At 51.3% G+C, this 14840-nt stretch carries 13 protein-coding genes, 2 pseudogenes and 1 other annotated feature; of the genes and pseudogenes, 11 read left to right on the top strand and 4 right to left on the bottom strand.

What is annotated here, in order from left to right:
- Positions 1-46: 46 nt before the first annotated feature.
- Positions 47-736: pseudogene (locus SF2642) on the bottom strand.
- Between the two features lie 304 nt (positions 737-1040).
- On the opposite strand from SF2642, the gene yfiD reads away from it, so the two are divergent.
- A complete protein-coding gene (yfiD, locus tag SF2641) occupies positions 1041-1424 on the top strand; it encodes an autonomous glycyl radical cofactor GrcA (RefSeq protein NP_708430.2) in 384 nt (127 codons plus the stop codon).
- 55 nt (positions 1425-1479) lie between these two features.
- Here yfiD and yfiK read toward each other — a convergent pair whose 3' ends face one another.
- Positions 1480-2067, bottom strand: a complete 588-nt coding sequence (gene yfiK / locus SF2640) for a cysteine/O-acetylserine exporter (protein ID NP_708429.1) — start codon at positions 2065-2067, stop codon at positions 1480-1482.
- 57 nt (positions 2068-2124) lie between these two features.
- On the opposite strand from yfiK, the gene yfiE reads away from it, so the two are divergent.
- Positions 2125-3051 carry a LysR family transcriptional regulator gene (gene yfiE, locus SF2639; RefSeq protein NP_708428.1) on the top strand — a complete coding sequence of 309 codons (927 nt, stop codon included), beginning with the start codon at positions 2125-2127 and terminating at the stop codon, positions 3049-3051.
- A 34-nt stretch (positions 3052-3085) separates the two neighbouring features.
- Here yfiE and srmB read toward each other — a convergent pair whose 3' ends face one another.
- Positions 3086-4420, bottom strand: coding sequence for an ATP-dependent RNA helicase SrmB (srmB, locus tag SF2638; RefSeq protein NP_708427.1), 1335 nt, complete (start codon positions 4418-4420; stop codon positions 3086-3088).
- A gap of 11 nt (positions 4421-4431) precedes the next feature.
- On the opposite strand from srmB, the gene yfiC reads away from it, so the two are divergent.
- Positions 4432-5289: a hypothetical protein gene (gene yfiC / locus SF2637; RefSeq protein ID NP_708426.1), complete on the top strand. Its 858-nt coding sequence runs from the start codon at positions 4432-4434 to the stop codon at positions 5287-5289.
- Positions 5274-6896 (bottom strand) — a sequence feature ('Similar to Escherichia coli K12 quinolinate synthetase, B protein gi: 1788928 (541 aa). BLAST with identity of 97% in 541 aa. This CDS contains an in-frame stop codon. The sequence has been checked and is believed to be correct.'). Its footprint overlaps the gene before it by 16 nt.
- Here the strand turns inward: yfiC and nadB are convergent.
- Positions 5274-6896 (bottom strand): annotated as a pseudogene (nadB, locus tag SF2636). It overlaps the preceding feature by 1623 nt. The gene yfiC and the pseudogene nadB overlap by 16 nt on opposite strands.
- Before the next feature lie 407 nt (positions 6897-7303).
- Between nadB and rpoE the strand changes: the two are divergent.
- The 8 genes from rpoE to era all read left to right on the top strand — a co-directional run bounded on the left by rpoE (position 7304) and on the right by era (position 14835).
- Positions 7304-7879, top strand: coding sequence for an RNA polymerase sigma factor RpoE (gene rpoE / locus SF2635; protein NP_708425.2), 576 nt, complete (start codon positions 7304-7306; stop codon positions 7877-7879).
- Positions 7880-7911: 32 nt separating this feature from the next.
- Positions 7912-8562, top strand: a complete 651-nt coding sequence (gene rseA, locus SF2634) for an anti-RNA polymerase sigma factor SigE (RefSeq protein ID NP_708424.2) — start codon at positions 7912-7914, stop codon at positions 8560-8562.
- Positions 8562-9518, top strand: a complete 957-nt coding sequence (gene rseB, locus SF2633) for an anti-sigma E factor (protein NP_708423.1) — start codon at positions 8562-8564, stop codon at positions 9516-9518. The genes rseA and rseB overlap by 1 nt, the downstream gene beginning before the upstream one ends.
- Complete coding sequence (rseC, locus tag SF2632) at positions 9515-9994, top strand: SoxR reducing system protein RseC (protein ID NP_708422.1); 480 nt, start codon at positions 9515-9517, stop codon at positions 9992-9994. Before rseB ends, rseC begins: the two co-directional genes overlap by 4 nt.
- A 197-nt stretch (positions 9995-10191) precedes the next feature.
- A complete protein-coding gene (gene lepA / locus SF2631; RefSeq protein ID NP_708421.1) occupies positions 10192-11991 on the top strand; it encodes a GTP-binding protein LepA in 1800 nt (599 codons plus the stop codon).
- Between the two features lie 15 nt (positions 11992-12006).
- Positions 12007-12981: a signal peptidase I gene (gene lepB / locus SF2630; protein ID NP_708420.1), complete on the top strand. Its 975-nt coding sequence runs from the start codon at positions 12007-12009 to the stop codon at positions 12979-12981.
- A 271-nt stretch (positions 12982-13252) separates the two neighbouring features.
- Positions 13253-13933, top strand: a complete 681-nt coding sequence (rnc, locus tag SF2629; RefSeq protein ID NP_708419.1) for a ribonuclease III — start codon at positions 13253-13255, stop codon at positions 13931-13933.
- On the top strand, positions 13930-14835 hold the full coding sequence (gene era / locus SF2628; RefSeq protein NP_708418.1) for a GTPase Era: 906 nt from the start codon (positions 13930-13932) through the stop codon (positions 14833-14835). The genes rnc and era overlap by 4 nt, the downstream gene beginning before the upstream one ends.
- Positions 14836-14840: the final 5 nt, after the last annotated feature.

The following is a 14840-nucleotide window of genomic DNA, read 5'->3' as shown; positions in this document are numbered from 1 at the left end:
AAATCAGCCGGGTGGCAACTCTGCCATCCGGCATTTCCCCGCAAATTTACTCACACTCTGCCGGTAATACTGGCATCCAGTCAATCGGCGTCTCGCCACGTTGTTCCAGCCACTGATTTGCCAGCACAAATGGTTGCAGCTCAATGAATCCACTATGCGCCGAAAGCGGCGACGGATGCGGTGCTTACAGTACATGATGGCGTTGCTTATCTATAATCGCCCCTTTCTTTTGCGCATGTGATCCCCACAACAAAAACACCACGCCTTCGCGGTGCTGGTTAATCAGGCTGATGACTTTATCAGTAAACGTCTCCCAACCGAGGCTGGCGTGGGAATGCGCCTGACCTGCGCGAACCGTCAACACAGTATTGAGCAGCAGAACGCCCTGACGCGCCCAGCTTTCGAGATAGCCATGATTAGGGCGGGTGAAGCCCGGAATAGTATTTTCCAGCTCTTTATACATATTCAATAATGACGGAGGAATGGCAATGCCGGGACGAACGGAAAATGCCAGACCATGCGCCTGTCCCGGTCCGTGATAAGGATCCTGGCCGAGAATCACCACTTTAACGTCACCCAACTCGGTAAAGCGGAACGCGTTAAAGACATCTTTTTGTGGTGGATAGATAGTGACGCCGGACTGCCGCTCGCTGGCGACGGTCTGAAGGGTATTAAGAAAATAAGGTTGTTGCTTCTCTTCAGCCAGCACGTCATGCCAGGTTAATTCGTTAGCCATCTTGCTCTCCTGCGAATCTTCAATCCGCCTAGCTTAACTGCTTCTTTCTACAGAACAAAATCATGCTCATTTTTTAGACTTAAACGAGTGCAAAAAAATGTAAATTGGTAAAATTTCACACCCGCATAAGTTGATGTAAAACAATAAAATCCATTTACGACCACAATCGATGTGTGGTTTTTGTTGATTTAAATCAAAGAATCAAGGGTGGTTGAGGAGTATATATACACTCAAGCAACAATGGTTTTACCAATTGGCCGCGACAGGCTGAACAAATCAAATAATTTTGCCGGGGAGGCATCACATGATTACAGGTATCCAGATTACTAAAGCCGCTAACGCCGATCTGCTGAACTCTTTCTGGCTGCTGGACAGCGAAAAAGGCGAAGCACGTTGCATCGTTGCAAAAGCAGGTTATGCAGAAGATGAAGTGGTTGCAGTAAGCAAACTGGGTGACATTGAATACCGTGAAGTTCCAGTAGAAGTGAAACCAGAAGTTCGCGTTGAAGGTGGTCAACACCTGAACGTTAACGTTCTGCGTCGTGAAACTCTGGAAGATGCAGTTAAGCATCCGGAAAAATATCCGCAGCTGACCATCCGTGTATCCGGTTATGCAGTTCGCTTTAACTCTCTGACTCCGGAACAGCAGCGCGACGTTATCGCTCGTACCTTTACTGAAAGCCTGTAAGGCTTAAGTAGCAAGTTACTAAGCGGAAGAGGGCGACCTCTTCCGCTTTTTTTCGTTAATAGAAAATGCGTACCGCGCAATAGACCAGCAACAGGGCAAGCACGATATTTAACTGGCGACCATACTGGCGAAACAATCGCTGAAACAGATGCCCCGCCAGCGCCCAGCACACATTGCCAAACGTCCCAATCATCGCCAGCAAAACGCTGACGCCAACTACCCAGCTTAGCGCCTGTGTTTGCGGCAGAACAAACGTCGACAGTGCCGTAACACCGTACAAAATGATTTTGACGTTCACAAACTGCAAAGCAAAGCTGGCCCAAAAGCTGATTGGTTTTGCCTGAAGTCCGTCTTCCTTTGTTGGGCTGGTGGCGATTTTCCACGCCAGCCAGACAATATATGCCGCCCCCGCCCAACTCAAAAGGTGTACCGCTGCCGGGTCAATCACTGCCAGTGAAAATGAAATGCCCGCACACAGTAACATCACAATCAAAAATCCCAGACTCATCCCTGCCAGCACGCGGGTACTTTGACGAAATCCATGCGACGTAGCAGAGCTAAGGGCGAGAATATTGTTCGGTCCTGGCGTCATAGCGGTAATCAGGGTGTAAGTCCAAAAAGCACTTAAAAGGATCGGTGTCACTTGTTATCTCCTCTGTTTTGGTAGACAGTACCCGACACGGAACATTTAAAAAAATGAATGTTTTTATATTCTAAATTCGATATTTTCGATAGGTTTGGGGTTATGGATCTGCGCCGTTTTATTACGCTTAAAACCGTGGTGGAAGAGGGTTCCTTTTTGCGAGCTTCGCAAAAATTGTGCTGTACACAATCGACGGTGACTTTTCATATTCAGCAGCTTGAGCAGGAGTTTTCAGTCCAGTTATTTGAGAAAATTGGCCGACGGATGTGCCTTACCCGCGAAGGAAAAAAGTTGCTGCCGCACATTTATGAACTTACCCGAGTGATGGATACGCTTCGTGAGGCTGCCAAAAAGGAGTCAGATCCGGACGGGGAACTACGCGTTGTTTCGGGCGAAACGTTGCTCTCTTACCGAATGCCGCAGGTGTTGCAGCGTTTTCGGCAACGCGCACCAAAAGTGCGTTTATCGTTGCAGGCGCTGAACTGTTACGTGATCCGTGATGCGCTACTGAATGATGAGGCCGATGTCGGCGTCTTTTATCGCGTAGGGAATGATGATGCCCTGAACCGACGAGAGTTGGGTGAACAATCGCTGGTGCTGGTGGCTTCACCACAAATTGCAGATGTCGATTTTACTGAGCCGGGAAGACATAACGCCTGTAGCTTTATTATCAACGAACCGCAATGTGTCTTCCGGCAGATATTTGAGAGCACGCTGCGACAGCGGCGGATCACGGTGGAAAACACCATTGAGCTTATAAGTATCGAAAGCATCAAGCGTTGTGTCGCGGCGAATATCGGTGTCAGTTACTTGCCCCACTTTGCGGTGGAAAAAGAGATTGAGAGCGGAGAATTAATTGAATTGCCTTTTGGCGAACAGTCGCAGACCATTACGGCAATGTGCGCACATTATGCTGGAAAAGCGGTTAGCCCGGCGATGCACATTTTTATTCAGTGTGTTGAAGAGTGTTTTGTGGTTGCGTAAAAAAACAATGCCGGGCTTAAACCCGGCATTGAGATTACTCTTCTGTCGTTTGCGGTGGCACGCCCGTTCCGCTCGGTTTACGGCGCTTACCAATATTTTTGGTGTCGCGATGGCGTTTTTTCACCCGCGGCTTCTCTTTCTCTTTAGCTTTTTTCTTCTCGGCGCGTTTTGCCAGTACTTTCTTCGATGGCTTGCCGGTCTGCTTCTCGCTTGGCGCACGCGTTTTCGGGCGTAACTCATCAATAACGCGAGCTTTAATCGGCTCTTCAATGTAACGGCCAACCTTGCCCAGCAGCAAATGGTCATGGGCTTCCACCAGCGAAATTGCGGTGCCTTTACGACCGGCGCGCGCGGTACGTCCGATACGATGCAAATAAGTATCGCCACTGCGCGGCATATCGAAGTTAAAGACGTGGCTGACGTCAGGAATGTCGATACCGCGCGCGGCAACATCGGTGGCAACCAGTACGTTTACGCGGCCTTCGGTCAGGCGTTTAATTGCTTCGTTACGCTTGCCTTGTACCATCTCACCTTCGAGATAGCAGTTGTTGATGCCCGCTTCGCGCAGCCAGTTTGCCAGCTCATGCACACGTTCACGCTTACGCACAAACACGATTGAGCGAGTCGCTTCAGGCTGTTTTAACAGGTGCACCAGCAATGCGGTTTTATGTTCCAGGTCATCGGCGCGGTAATACCACTGATGAATTTTTTTGCGCTCACGGGTGGACGGATTGGCAGAAACTTCCACCGGATCTTCCAGCAGACGCTCGGCAAAGTCCTGAATCGCATCGCCTTCCAGCGTTGCCGAAAAGAGCAGGGTCTGTTTACGCCAGCGAGTTTCGCCAGCAATATGTTCGATATCCTGAGCGAAGCCCATATCCAGCATACGGTCTGCTTCGTCGAGGATCAGCGTTTCAACCGCGCGGCAATCGAAGTTCTCTTCTTTTATGTATTGCAGCAGACGTCCGGTCGTGGCGACCACGATGTCCTGATTTTCGCTGAACACTTCCGCGTGGTTCATATAGGCTACGCCGCCGGTGATGGTGGCGATATCCAGATGCGTATGTTTCGCCAGTTCGCGGGCATGATCGGCCACCTGCATCGCCAGCTCGCGAGTTGGGGTGAGGATCAAAATACGCGGCGGACCGGATTTCTTACGTGGGAAATCGAGCAGGTGCTGCAACGCTGGCAGCAGATACGCCGCCGTTTTACCGGTGCCTGTCGGCGCAGAACCGAGTACATCACGGCCATCGAGCGCAGGCGGAATGGCGGCAGCCTGAATGGCGGTCGGGCGAGTGAAACCTTTATCCTGGAGGGCTTCCAGCAGGCTTTCGTCGAGTTCAAGTTCGGAAAAAGTCGTTACAGTCATGTTCTACCTCTGTGTGGGGCGCTGATTATAGACGTTACGGCTGCAATCTTCATCTGTTTGTATGGATATCGCTTCTCGGGTATTGTTCTCACCCGGTGCTATCGCCGTTTTTCCTGCAAGGTTTTATTTTCATGTCACAGTCTACATCCGTGCTTCGTCGTAATGGATTTACTTTTAAACAGTTTTTTGTTGCTCACGATCGCTGTGCGATGAAAGTGGGAACGGATGGCATTTTGCTGGGCGCATGGGCACCGGTGGCTGGGGTGAAACGTTGCCTTGATATCGGCGCGGGTAGCGGGTTGCTGGCACTGATGCTGGCGCAGCGAACCAGTGACAGCGTGATAATTGATGCCGTTGAGCTGGAAAGTGAAGCTGCCGCGCAGGCGCAGGAAAATATCAACCAGTCCCCGTGGGCAGAGCGGATTAACGTCCATACGGCGGATATTCAGCAGTGGATCACACAGCAGACAGTACGCTTCGATTTAATCATCAGTAACCCACCTTACTATCAGCAGGGAGTAGAGTGCGCGACACCTCAACGGGAACAGGCTCGCTATACCACTACGCTTGATCACCCATCGCTGCTGACCTGTGCGGCGGAGTGCATTACCGAAGAGGGATTTTTCTGCGTGGTGCTGCCAGAGCAGATTGGTAATGGTTTTACTGAACTGGCATTAAGCATGGGCTGGCATTTACGTTTGCGGACGGATGTGGCGGAAAACGAAGCGCGACTGCCGCATCGGGTGCTGCTGGCATTCTCCCCGCAGGCGGGAGAATGCTTTAGCGATCGCTTAGTCATTCGTGGGCCAGACCAGAACTATTCCGAAGCGTATACGGCGCTGACCCAGGCTTTTTATCTGTTTATGTAATGATTGCCGGGGGAAAGGATCGATGGACCGGAATGCGTGAGCAGTTCCGGGTAATCCAGCGTAAAATGCAGCCCCCGGCTTTCTTTGCGCATCATCGCGCAGCGAACAATCAACTCGGCAACCTGTACCAGATTACGCAGCTCCAGCAAATTATTTGAGACGCGGAAATGGGCGTAATATTCGTCTATTTCTTGTTGGAGCATGGTTATCCGCCGCAGGGCGCGTTCCAGGCGCTTCGTTGTGCGCACAATGCCAACGTAATCCCACATAAACAGCCGTAGCTCGTGCCAGTTATGCTGAATTACTACCCGTTCGTCAGGGTTCTCAACGCGGCTTTCATCCCACGGCGGTAACGTACTGACGCCGTGGGCATAAGGCATACGTCTGGTGATATCTTCTGCCGCCGACCAGCCATAGACCAGACACTCCAGCAATGAATTCGAGGCCATGCGGTTAGCGCCGTGTAAGCCGGTATAACTCACCTCGCCAATGGCATACAAGCCCTCGACGTCCGTACGCCCATGATCATCAACCATTACACCACCTCAGGTATAGTGTGCAGCAGGCACAATCGGTACCGGTTCTTGTGTGAGATCAATCCCCAGCCCGAGCAATTTTTCATAAATCATCGGGAAATGCTGGCGAATAAAATCGGCGGGCTTATGGCTGATGTCGAGGAACATACAATCTGCGCCGAGGCGTTTCATTTCATGGTCAATGGCGCGGGCGACAATATCGCGCGGGGCCAGTTCGCCGCGCTCATCAAAATCGGGCATAAAACGCGTGCCATCCGGGCGCTTGAGATAAGCGCCTTCGCCGCGCAGTGCTTCCGTTAACAGGAAATTGCGTGCCTGTGGGTGATACAGTGCGGTAGGGTGGAACTGATTAAATTCGAGATTGGCAACCCGACAGCCCGCGCGCCACGCCATAGCAATGCCATCGCCAGAAGAAATATCCGGATTGGTGGTGTACTGATACACCTTCGACGCACCGCCGGTTGCCAGTACCACTGCTTTTGCGTGGCAGGTTTCCACCGTTTCTTTATTTCGGTTCCATACCCACGCGCCTACAACCCGTCGCGTGCCCGGCAGGCCAATTTTGTCAGAGACAATCAGATCAACTGCGTTGCTGCGCTCCAGCACACGAATATTCGGATGGTTCTGCGCCTTGCTCACCAGCGTGGATTGTACTTCTCTACCGGTGGCGTCGGCGGCATGAAGAATACGACGGTGACTATGTCCACCTTCACGGGTCAGATGGTAGCTTTCTTCGCCATTCGGTTGAACGTGGGTATCAAACAAAACCCCCTGGTCAATTAACCATGGCACACAGGAACGAGCATTGCTGGCGACAAATTCAACTGCATGGTGATCGCAAATACCAGCCCCGGCAATCAATGTGTCTTCCACATGCGAGTCAATGCTGTCAGTTTCATCAAACACGGCGGCAATACCGCCCTGGGCATAAAATGTTGAACCTTCCGTTACCGGGCCTTTACTTAGAACGATGACCTGATGCTGGTCAGCCAGGCGTAGCGCCAGTGAAAGTCCGGCTGCGCCGCTACCAATAATCAACACGTCACATGAATGTTCAGGGAGAGTATTCATTTTCTTTGTTTAATTTACTAAACATTGTTTGGTCAGCATAGCATCATGTTGTGCGAATAAACACCTGCTATTTTAATATTTGTTACAGTGGCTAAACACGTTGACGCAGGGCGGCGAGAAAAAGAGAAGTTACTGGCTGGTGGAGGATTAGGTGGTGAAATAAAAAGGCCGTTGGGTTACTCTTCAGGCAGTTAAATGGGCATTTCTACACAGATAATGCGATGTTCAGATTCTGTAGACTTATAATGATAGATAATGATCCGTCTACAGCATGACAAACAAAAACAGATGCGTTACGGAACTTTACAAAAACGAGACACTCTAACCCTTTGCTTGCTCAAATTGCAGCTAATGGAGTGGCGTTTCGATAGCGCGTGGAAATTTGGTTTGGGGAGACTTTACCTCGGATGAGCGAGCAGTTAACGGACCAGGTCCTGGTTGAACGGGTCCAGAAGGGAGATCAGAAAGCCTTTAACTTACTGGTAGTGCGCTATCAGCATAAAGTGGCGAGTCTGGTTTCCCGCTATGTGCCGTCGGGTGATGTTCCCGATGTGGTACAAGAAGCTTTTATTAAAGCCTATCGTGCGCTGGATTCGTTCCGGGGAGATAGCGCTTTTTATACATGGCTGTATCGGATTGCTGTAAATACAGCGAAAAATTACCTGGTTGCTCAGGGGCGTCGTCCACCTTCCAGTGATGTGGATGCCATTGAAGCTGAAAACTTCGAAAGTGGCGGCGCGTTGAAAGAAATTTCGAACCCTGAGAACTTAATGTTGTCAGAAGAACTGAGACAGATAGTTTTCCGAACTATTGAGTCCCTCCCGGAAGATTTGCGCATGGCAATAACCTTGCGGGAGCTGGATGGCCTGAGCTATGAAGAGATAGCCGCTATCATGGATTGTCCGGTAGGTACGGTGCGTTCACGTATCTTCCGAGCGAGGGAAGCTATTGATAACAAAGTTCAACCGCTTATCAGGCGTTGACGATAGCGGGATACTGGATAAGGGTATTAGGCATGCAGAAAGAACAACTTTCCGCTTTAATGGATGGCGAAACGCTGGATAGTGAGCTGCTTAACGAACTGGCTCATAACCCAGAAATGCAGAAAACCTGGGAAAGCTATCACTTAATCCGTGATTCAATGCGGGGTGATACTCCCGAGGTGCTCCATTTCGATATCTCTTCACGCGTGATGGCCGCCATTGAAGAAGAGCCAGTACGTCAATCGGCGACATTGATCCCGGAAGCCCAGCCTGCGCCGCATCAATGGCAGAAAATGCCATTCTGGCAGAAAGTACGTCCGTGGGCGGCACAGCTTACCCAAATGGGCGTAGCCGCATGCGTATCGCTTGCAGTTATCGTTGGCGTCCAGCACTATAATGGACAATCTGAAACGTCCCAGCAGCCCGAAACGCCGGTATTTAATACACTGCCGATGATGGGTAAAGCCAGCCCGGTAAGCCTGGGAGTACCTTCTGAAGCGACCGCAAACAATGGTCAACAGCAGCAGGTACAGGAGCAGCGTCGTCGCATTAATGCAATGTTGCAGGATTACGAACTGCAACGCCGACTCCACTCTGAACAGCTTCAGTTTGAGCAGGCGCAAACCCAGCAAGCCGCTGTACAGGTGCCAGGAATTCAAACTTTAGGAACGCAATCGCAGTAATGAAGCAACTTTGGTTTGCCATGTCATTAGTGACAGGTAGCCTGTTATTCTCTGCTAACGCCTCGGCCACTCCCGCGTCCGGGGCGTTATTACAGCAGATGAACCTGGCCAGTCAGTCACTGAATTACGAGCTGTCATTCATCAGCATCAATAAACAGGGTGTTGAGTCTCTGCGTTATCGACATGCACGCCTCGATAACCGTCCTCTTGCACAATTGTTGCAAATGGATGGCCCGCGCCGGGAAGTGGTACAGCGCGGCAATGAAATCAGCTATTTTGAACCGGGACTTGAACCGTTCACGCTTAATGGCGATTACATTGTTGATTCTCTGCCATCGCTTATCTATACCGATTTCAAACGCCTTTCTCCTTACTACGACTTTATCTCCGTCGGGCGCACGCGTATTGCTGATCGTCTTTGCGAAGTCATTCGCGTGGTTGCCCGAGATGGTACACGCTACAGCTACATCGTGTGGATGGACACCGAATCGAAATTACCGATGCGGGTTGATCTCCTTGATCGCGATGGTGAAACGCTGGAACAATTTCGCGTGATTGCTTTTAACGTCAATCAGGATATCAGCAGCAGTATGCAGACGCTGGCGAAGGCAAATTTGCCGCCGTTGCTTTCTGTTCCTGTAGGTGAAAAAGCTAAATTCAGCTGGACGCCAACCTGGTTGCCACAGGGTTTTAGCGAAGTTTCCAGTAGTCGACGTCCGCTACCGACGATGGACAACATGCCTATCGAATCACGTCTCTATTCCGACGGATTATTCAGCTTCTCGGTAAACGTTAACCGCGCTACGCCATCGAGCACCGATCAGATGTTGCGCACCGGACGCAGAACCGTCAGTACAAGCGTACGTGATAACGCCGAAATCACCATTGTCGGTGAACTGCCGCCGCAAACGGCGAAACGCATTGCCGAGAATATTAAGTTCGGGGCAGCGCAATGATCAAAGAGTGGGCTACCGTCGTCTCCTGGCAAAACGGGCAGGCGCTGGTCAGTTGTGATGTTAAAGCTTCATGCAGCAGCTGCGCTTCACGCGCCGGTTGCGGTAGCCGCGTGTTGAATAAACTTGGCCCGCAAACCACGCATACCATTGTCGTACCCTGTGATGAGCCGTTAGTGCCGGGGCAAAAAGTGGAGTTGGGGATCGCCGAAGGCAGCCTGCTTAGCTCCGCATTACTGGTTTATATGTCGCCGCTGGTGGGATTATTCCTCATCGCTTCGCTATTTCAGCTACTCTTTGCTTCTGACGTCGCAGCATTATGTGGTGCGGTCCTCGGCGGTATTGGCGGGTTCCTGATTGCGCGCGGCTACTCGCGTAAGTTTGCTGCCCGGGCAGAATGGCAACCGATCATCTTAAGCGTGGCATTGCCGCCTGGCCTTGTGCGATTTGAAACATCTTCGGAAGACGCGAGCCAGTGATTTCACTGGCTTTGTTGCATTTTGCATAACAAATGCGAGGACGTTTCCAGATACCACAATCCATACGGTATGAACATTTCCTCGCCTCAATGTTGTAGTGTAGAATGCGGCGTTTCTATTAATACAGACGTTAAGCTCAGAACAGCGACTTCTAAAAGCCTGGTTAACCGGGCATTAAGGCACAATAATCATACTTTATGAAGAATATACGTAACTTTTCGATCATAGCTCACATTGACCACGGTAAATCGACGCTGTCTGACCGTATTATCCAGATCTGCGGTGGCCTGTCTGACCGTGAAATGGAGGCGCAGGTTCTCGATTCCATGGATCTTGAGCGTGAGCGTGGCATTACCATCAAAGCGCAAAGCGTGACGCTGGACTACAAAGCGTCTGACGGCGAAACCTATCAGCTTAACTTTATCGACACCCCGGGCCACGTAGACTTCTCCTATGAAGTTTCCCGTTCGCTGGCTGCCTGTGAAGGTGCATTGCTGGTGGTCGACGCCGGGCAGGGCGTAGAAGCGCAAACCCTGGCAAACTGCTACACCGCCATGGAAATGGATCTCGAAGTGGTGCCGGTACTGAACAAGATTGACCTGCCGGCAGCCGATCCTGAACGCGTGGCGGAAGAAATTGAAGATATCGTCGGCATCGACGCCACCGATGCAGTGCGCTGTTCAGCGAAAACCGGCGTTGGCGTGCAGGACGTTCTCGAACGTCTGGTGCGCGACATTCCGCCGCCGGAAGGCGATCCGGAAGGCCCGTTGCAGGCACTAATTATCGACTCCTGGTTCGACAACTACCTGGGCGTTGTTTCACTTATCCGTATTAAAAACGGCACCCTGCGTAAGGGCGACAAAGTGAAAGTCATGAGTACCGGGCAGACCTATAACGCCGACCGTCTGGGCATCTTCACGCCGAAACAGGTTGACCGCACTGAACTGAAATGTGGCGAAGTAGGCTGGCTCGTATGTGCGATTAAAGATATCCACGGCGCTCCAGTCGGCGATACCTTAACGCTGGCGCGTAATCCGGCAGAAAAGGCGCTGCCTGGCTTTAAGAAAGTCAAACCGCAGGTATACGCCGGTCTGTTCCCGGTAAGTTCCGACGACTATGAAGCCTTCCGTGACGCGCTGGGTAAACTCAGCCTGAACGATGCCTCACTGTTCTATGAGCCGGAAAGCTCCAGCGCGCTGGGCTTTGGTTTCCGCTGCGGCTTCCTTGGCCTGCTGCACATGGAGATCATCCAGGAGCGTCTGGAACGTGAATACGATCTGGATCTGATCACCACTGCGCCGACCGTAGTGTATGAAGTTGAAACCACGTCAAGGGAAGTTATCTACGTCGACAGCCCATCCAAGCTGCCTGCGGTAAATAACATTTACGAACTGCGCGAGCCGATTGCAGAGTGTCACATGCTGCTGCCGCAGGCATATCTCGGCAACGTTATTACGCTGTGCGTAGAAAAACGCGGCGTGCAGACCAATATGGTTTACCACGGTAATCAGGTGGCGCTGACGTACGAGATCCCGATGGCGGAAGTGGTGCTCGACTTCTTCGATCGCCTGAAATCTACCTCGCGTGGTTATGCGTCTCTGGATTACAACTTCAAACGCTTCCAGGCGTCCGACATGGTACGTGTAGACGTATTAATCAACGGTGAACGTGTTGATGCGCTGGCGTTGATCACCCACCGTGATAATTCGCAAAACCGCGGTCGCGAGTTGGTGGAGAAGATGAAAGATCTGATCCCACGCCAGCAGTTTGATATCGCCATTCAGGCAGCGATTGGTACGCACATTATTGCGCGATCCACCGTGAAACAGCTGCGTAAAAACGTACTGGCTAAATGTTATGGCGGCGATATCAGCCGTAAGAAAAAGCTGCTGCAGAAGCAGAAAGAAGGTAAGAAACGCATGAAGCAGATCGGTAACGTTGAGCTGCCGCAGGAAGCGTTCCTCGCCATTCTGCACGTCGGCAAAGACAACAAATAACCCTTAGGAGTTGGCATGGCGAATATGTTTGCCCTGATTCTGGTGATTGCCACACTGGTGACGGGCATTTTATGGTGCGTGGATAAATTCTTTTTCGCACCTAAACGGCGGGAACGTCAGGCAGCGGCGCAGGCGGCTGCCGGTGACTCACTGGATAAAGCAACGTTGAAAAAGGTTGCACCGAAGCCTGGCTGGCTGGAAACCGGAGCTTCTGTTTTTCCGGTGCTGGCTATCGTATTGATTGTACGTTCGTTTATTTATGAACCGTTCCAGATCCCGTCAGGTTCGATGATGCCGACTCTGTTAATCGGTGATTTTATTCTGGTAGAGAAGTTTGCTTATGGCATTAAAGATCCTATCTACCAGAAAACGCTGATCGAAACCGGTCATCCGAAACGCGGCGATATCGTGGTCTTTAAATATCCGGAAGATCCAAAGCTTGATTACATCAAGCGCGCGGTGGGTTTACCGGGCGATAAAGTCACTTACGATCCGGTCTCAAAAGAGCTGACGATTCAACCGGGATGCAGTTCCGGCCAGGCGTGTGAAAACGCGCTGCCGGTCACCTACTCAAACGTGGAACCGAGCGATTTCGTTCAGACCTTCTCACGCCGTAATGGTGGGGAAGCGACCAGCGGATTCTTTGAAGTGCCGAAAAACGAAACCAAAGAAAATGGAATTCGTCTTTCCGAGCGTAAAGAGACACTGGGTGATGTGACGCACCGAATTCTGACAGTGCCGATTGCGCAGGACCAGGTGGGGATGTATTACCAGCAGCCAGGGCAACAACTGGCAACCTGGATTGTTCCGCCGGGACAATACTTCATGATGGGCGACAACCGCGACAACAGCGCGGACAGCCGTTACTGGGGCTTTGTGCCTGAAGCGAATCTGGTCGGTCGGGCCACGGCTATCTGGATGAGCTTCGATAAGCAAGAAGGCGAATGGCCGACTGGTGTGCGCTTAAGTCGCATTGGCGGCATCCATTAATAGCCATCTTCGTTCACGTTGTCGCCGTTATGGCGACAACGTGAATTATTTATGAGATAAATCTCCCGTGGCTAACGACATCCCCCGTCGTTGTGTATAGAATATTCCCCCGAAGTTTAAGGTTGGCACCTTCAGGTTGCCACGGCACACGAAACAGCGTTGGTCCCCATATACCGCTAAACTGAAACTGCAGCGAAGCAGTTAGCAGAGCCATGTATATCAGGTCTGTTTCGTGTGCTGAATTGTTGACGCATTTATTTATTGGTATCGCATGAACCCCATCGTAATTAATCGGCTTCAACGGAAGCTGGGCTACACTTTTAATCATCAGGAACTGTTGCAGCAGGCATTAACTCATCGTAGTGCCAGCAGCAAACATAACGAGCGTTTAGAATTTTTAGGCGACTCTATTCTGAGCTACGTTATCGCCAATGCGCTTTATCACCGTTTCCCTCGTGTGGATGAAGGCGATATGAGCCGGATGCGCGCCACGCTGGTCCGTGGCAATACGCTGGCGGAACTGGCGCGCGAATTTGAGTTAGGCGAGTGCTTACGTTTAGGGCCAGGTGAACTTAAAAGCGGTGGATTTCGTCGTGAGTCAATTCTCGCCGACACCGTCGAAGCATTAATTGGTGGCGTATTCCTCGACAGTGATATTCAAACCGTCGAGAAATTAATCCTTAACTGGTATCAAACTCGTCTGGACGAAATTAGCCCAGGCGATAAACAAAAAGATCCGAAAACGCGCTTGCAAGAATATTTGCAGGGTCGCCATCTGCCGCTGCCGACTTATCTGGTAGTCCAGGTACGTGGCGAAGCGCACGATCAGGAATTTACTATCCACTGCCAGGTCAGCGGCCTGAGTGAACCGGTGGTTGGCACAGGTTCAAGCCGTCGTAAGGCTGAGCAGGCTGCCGCCGAACAGGCGTTGAAAAAACTGGAGCTGGAATGAGCATCGATAAAAGTTACTGCGGATTTATTGCCATCGTCGGACGTCCGAACGTTGGCAAATCCACATTGTTGAACAAACTGCTGGGGCAGAAAATCTCCATCACCTCCCGCAAGGCGCAGACAACTCGTCACCGCATTGTGGGGATCCATACTGAAGGCGCGTATCAGGCGATCTACGTCGATACACCGGGCCTGCATATGGAAGAAAAACGCGCCATTAACCGCCTGATGAACAAAGCGGCGAGCAGCTCTATTGGCGATGTTGAGCTGGTGATTTTTGTCGTTGAAGGCACCCGCTGGACGCCGGACGACGAAATGGTGCTCAACAAACTGCGCGAAGGCAAAGCGCCGGTAATCCTCGCGGTGAACAAAGTGGACAACGTGCAGGAGAAAGCCGATCTGCTGCCGCACCTGCAGTTCCTGGCAAGCCAGATGAACTTCCTCGATATCGTGCCAATCTCTGCCGAAACCGGGCTGAATGTTGACACTATTGCGGCAATCGTGCGTAAGCATCTGCCTGAAGCGACTCATCACTTCCCGGAAGATTACATCACCGATCGCTCACAGCGTTTTATGGCGTCTGAAATCATCCGCGAAAAACTGATGCGTTTCCTTGGCGCTGAACTGCCGTACTCCGTGACCGTGGAGATCGAACGTTTCGTCTCTAACGAACGCGGCGGTTGTGACATCAACGGTTTGATTCTCGTTGAGCGTGAAGGGCAGAAGAAGATGGTTATTGGCAACAAAGGGGCCAAGATCAAAACCATCGGGATTGAAGCGCGTAAAGACATGCAGGAAATGTTCGAAGCGCCTGTCCACCTTGAACTGTGGGTAAAAGTGAAATCGGGTTGGGCCGACGACGAACGCGCACTGCGCAGTCTCGGTTATGTTGACGATCTTTAAGAGTC

The organism is Shigella flexneri 2a str. 301, from assembly GCF_000006925.2.
GTDB lineage: Bacteria > Pseudomonadota > Gammaproteobacteria > Enterobacterales > Enterobacteriaceae > ECMA0423.
The sequence above is the reverse complement of the archived record's forward strand: the minus strand, read 5'-3'. Positions and strand labels throughout refer to the sequence as shown.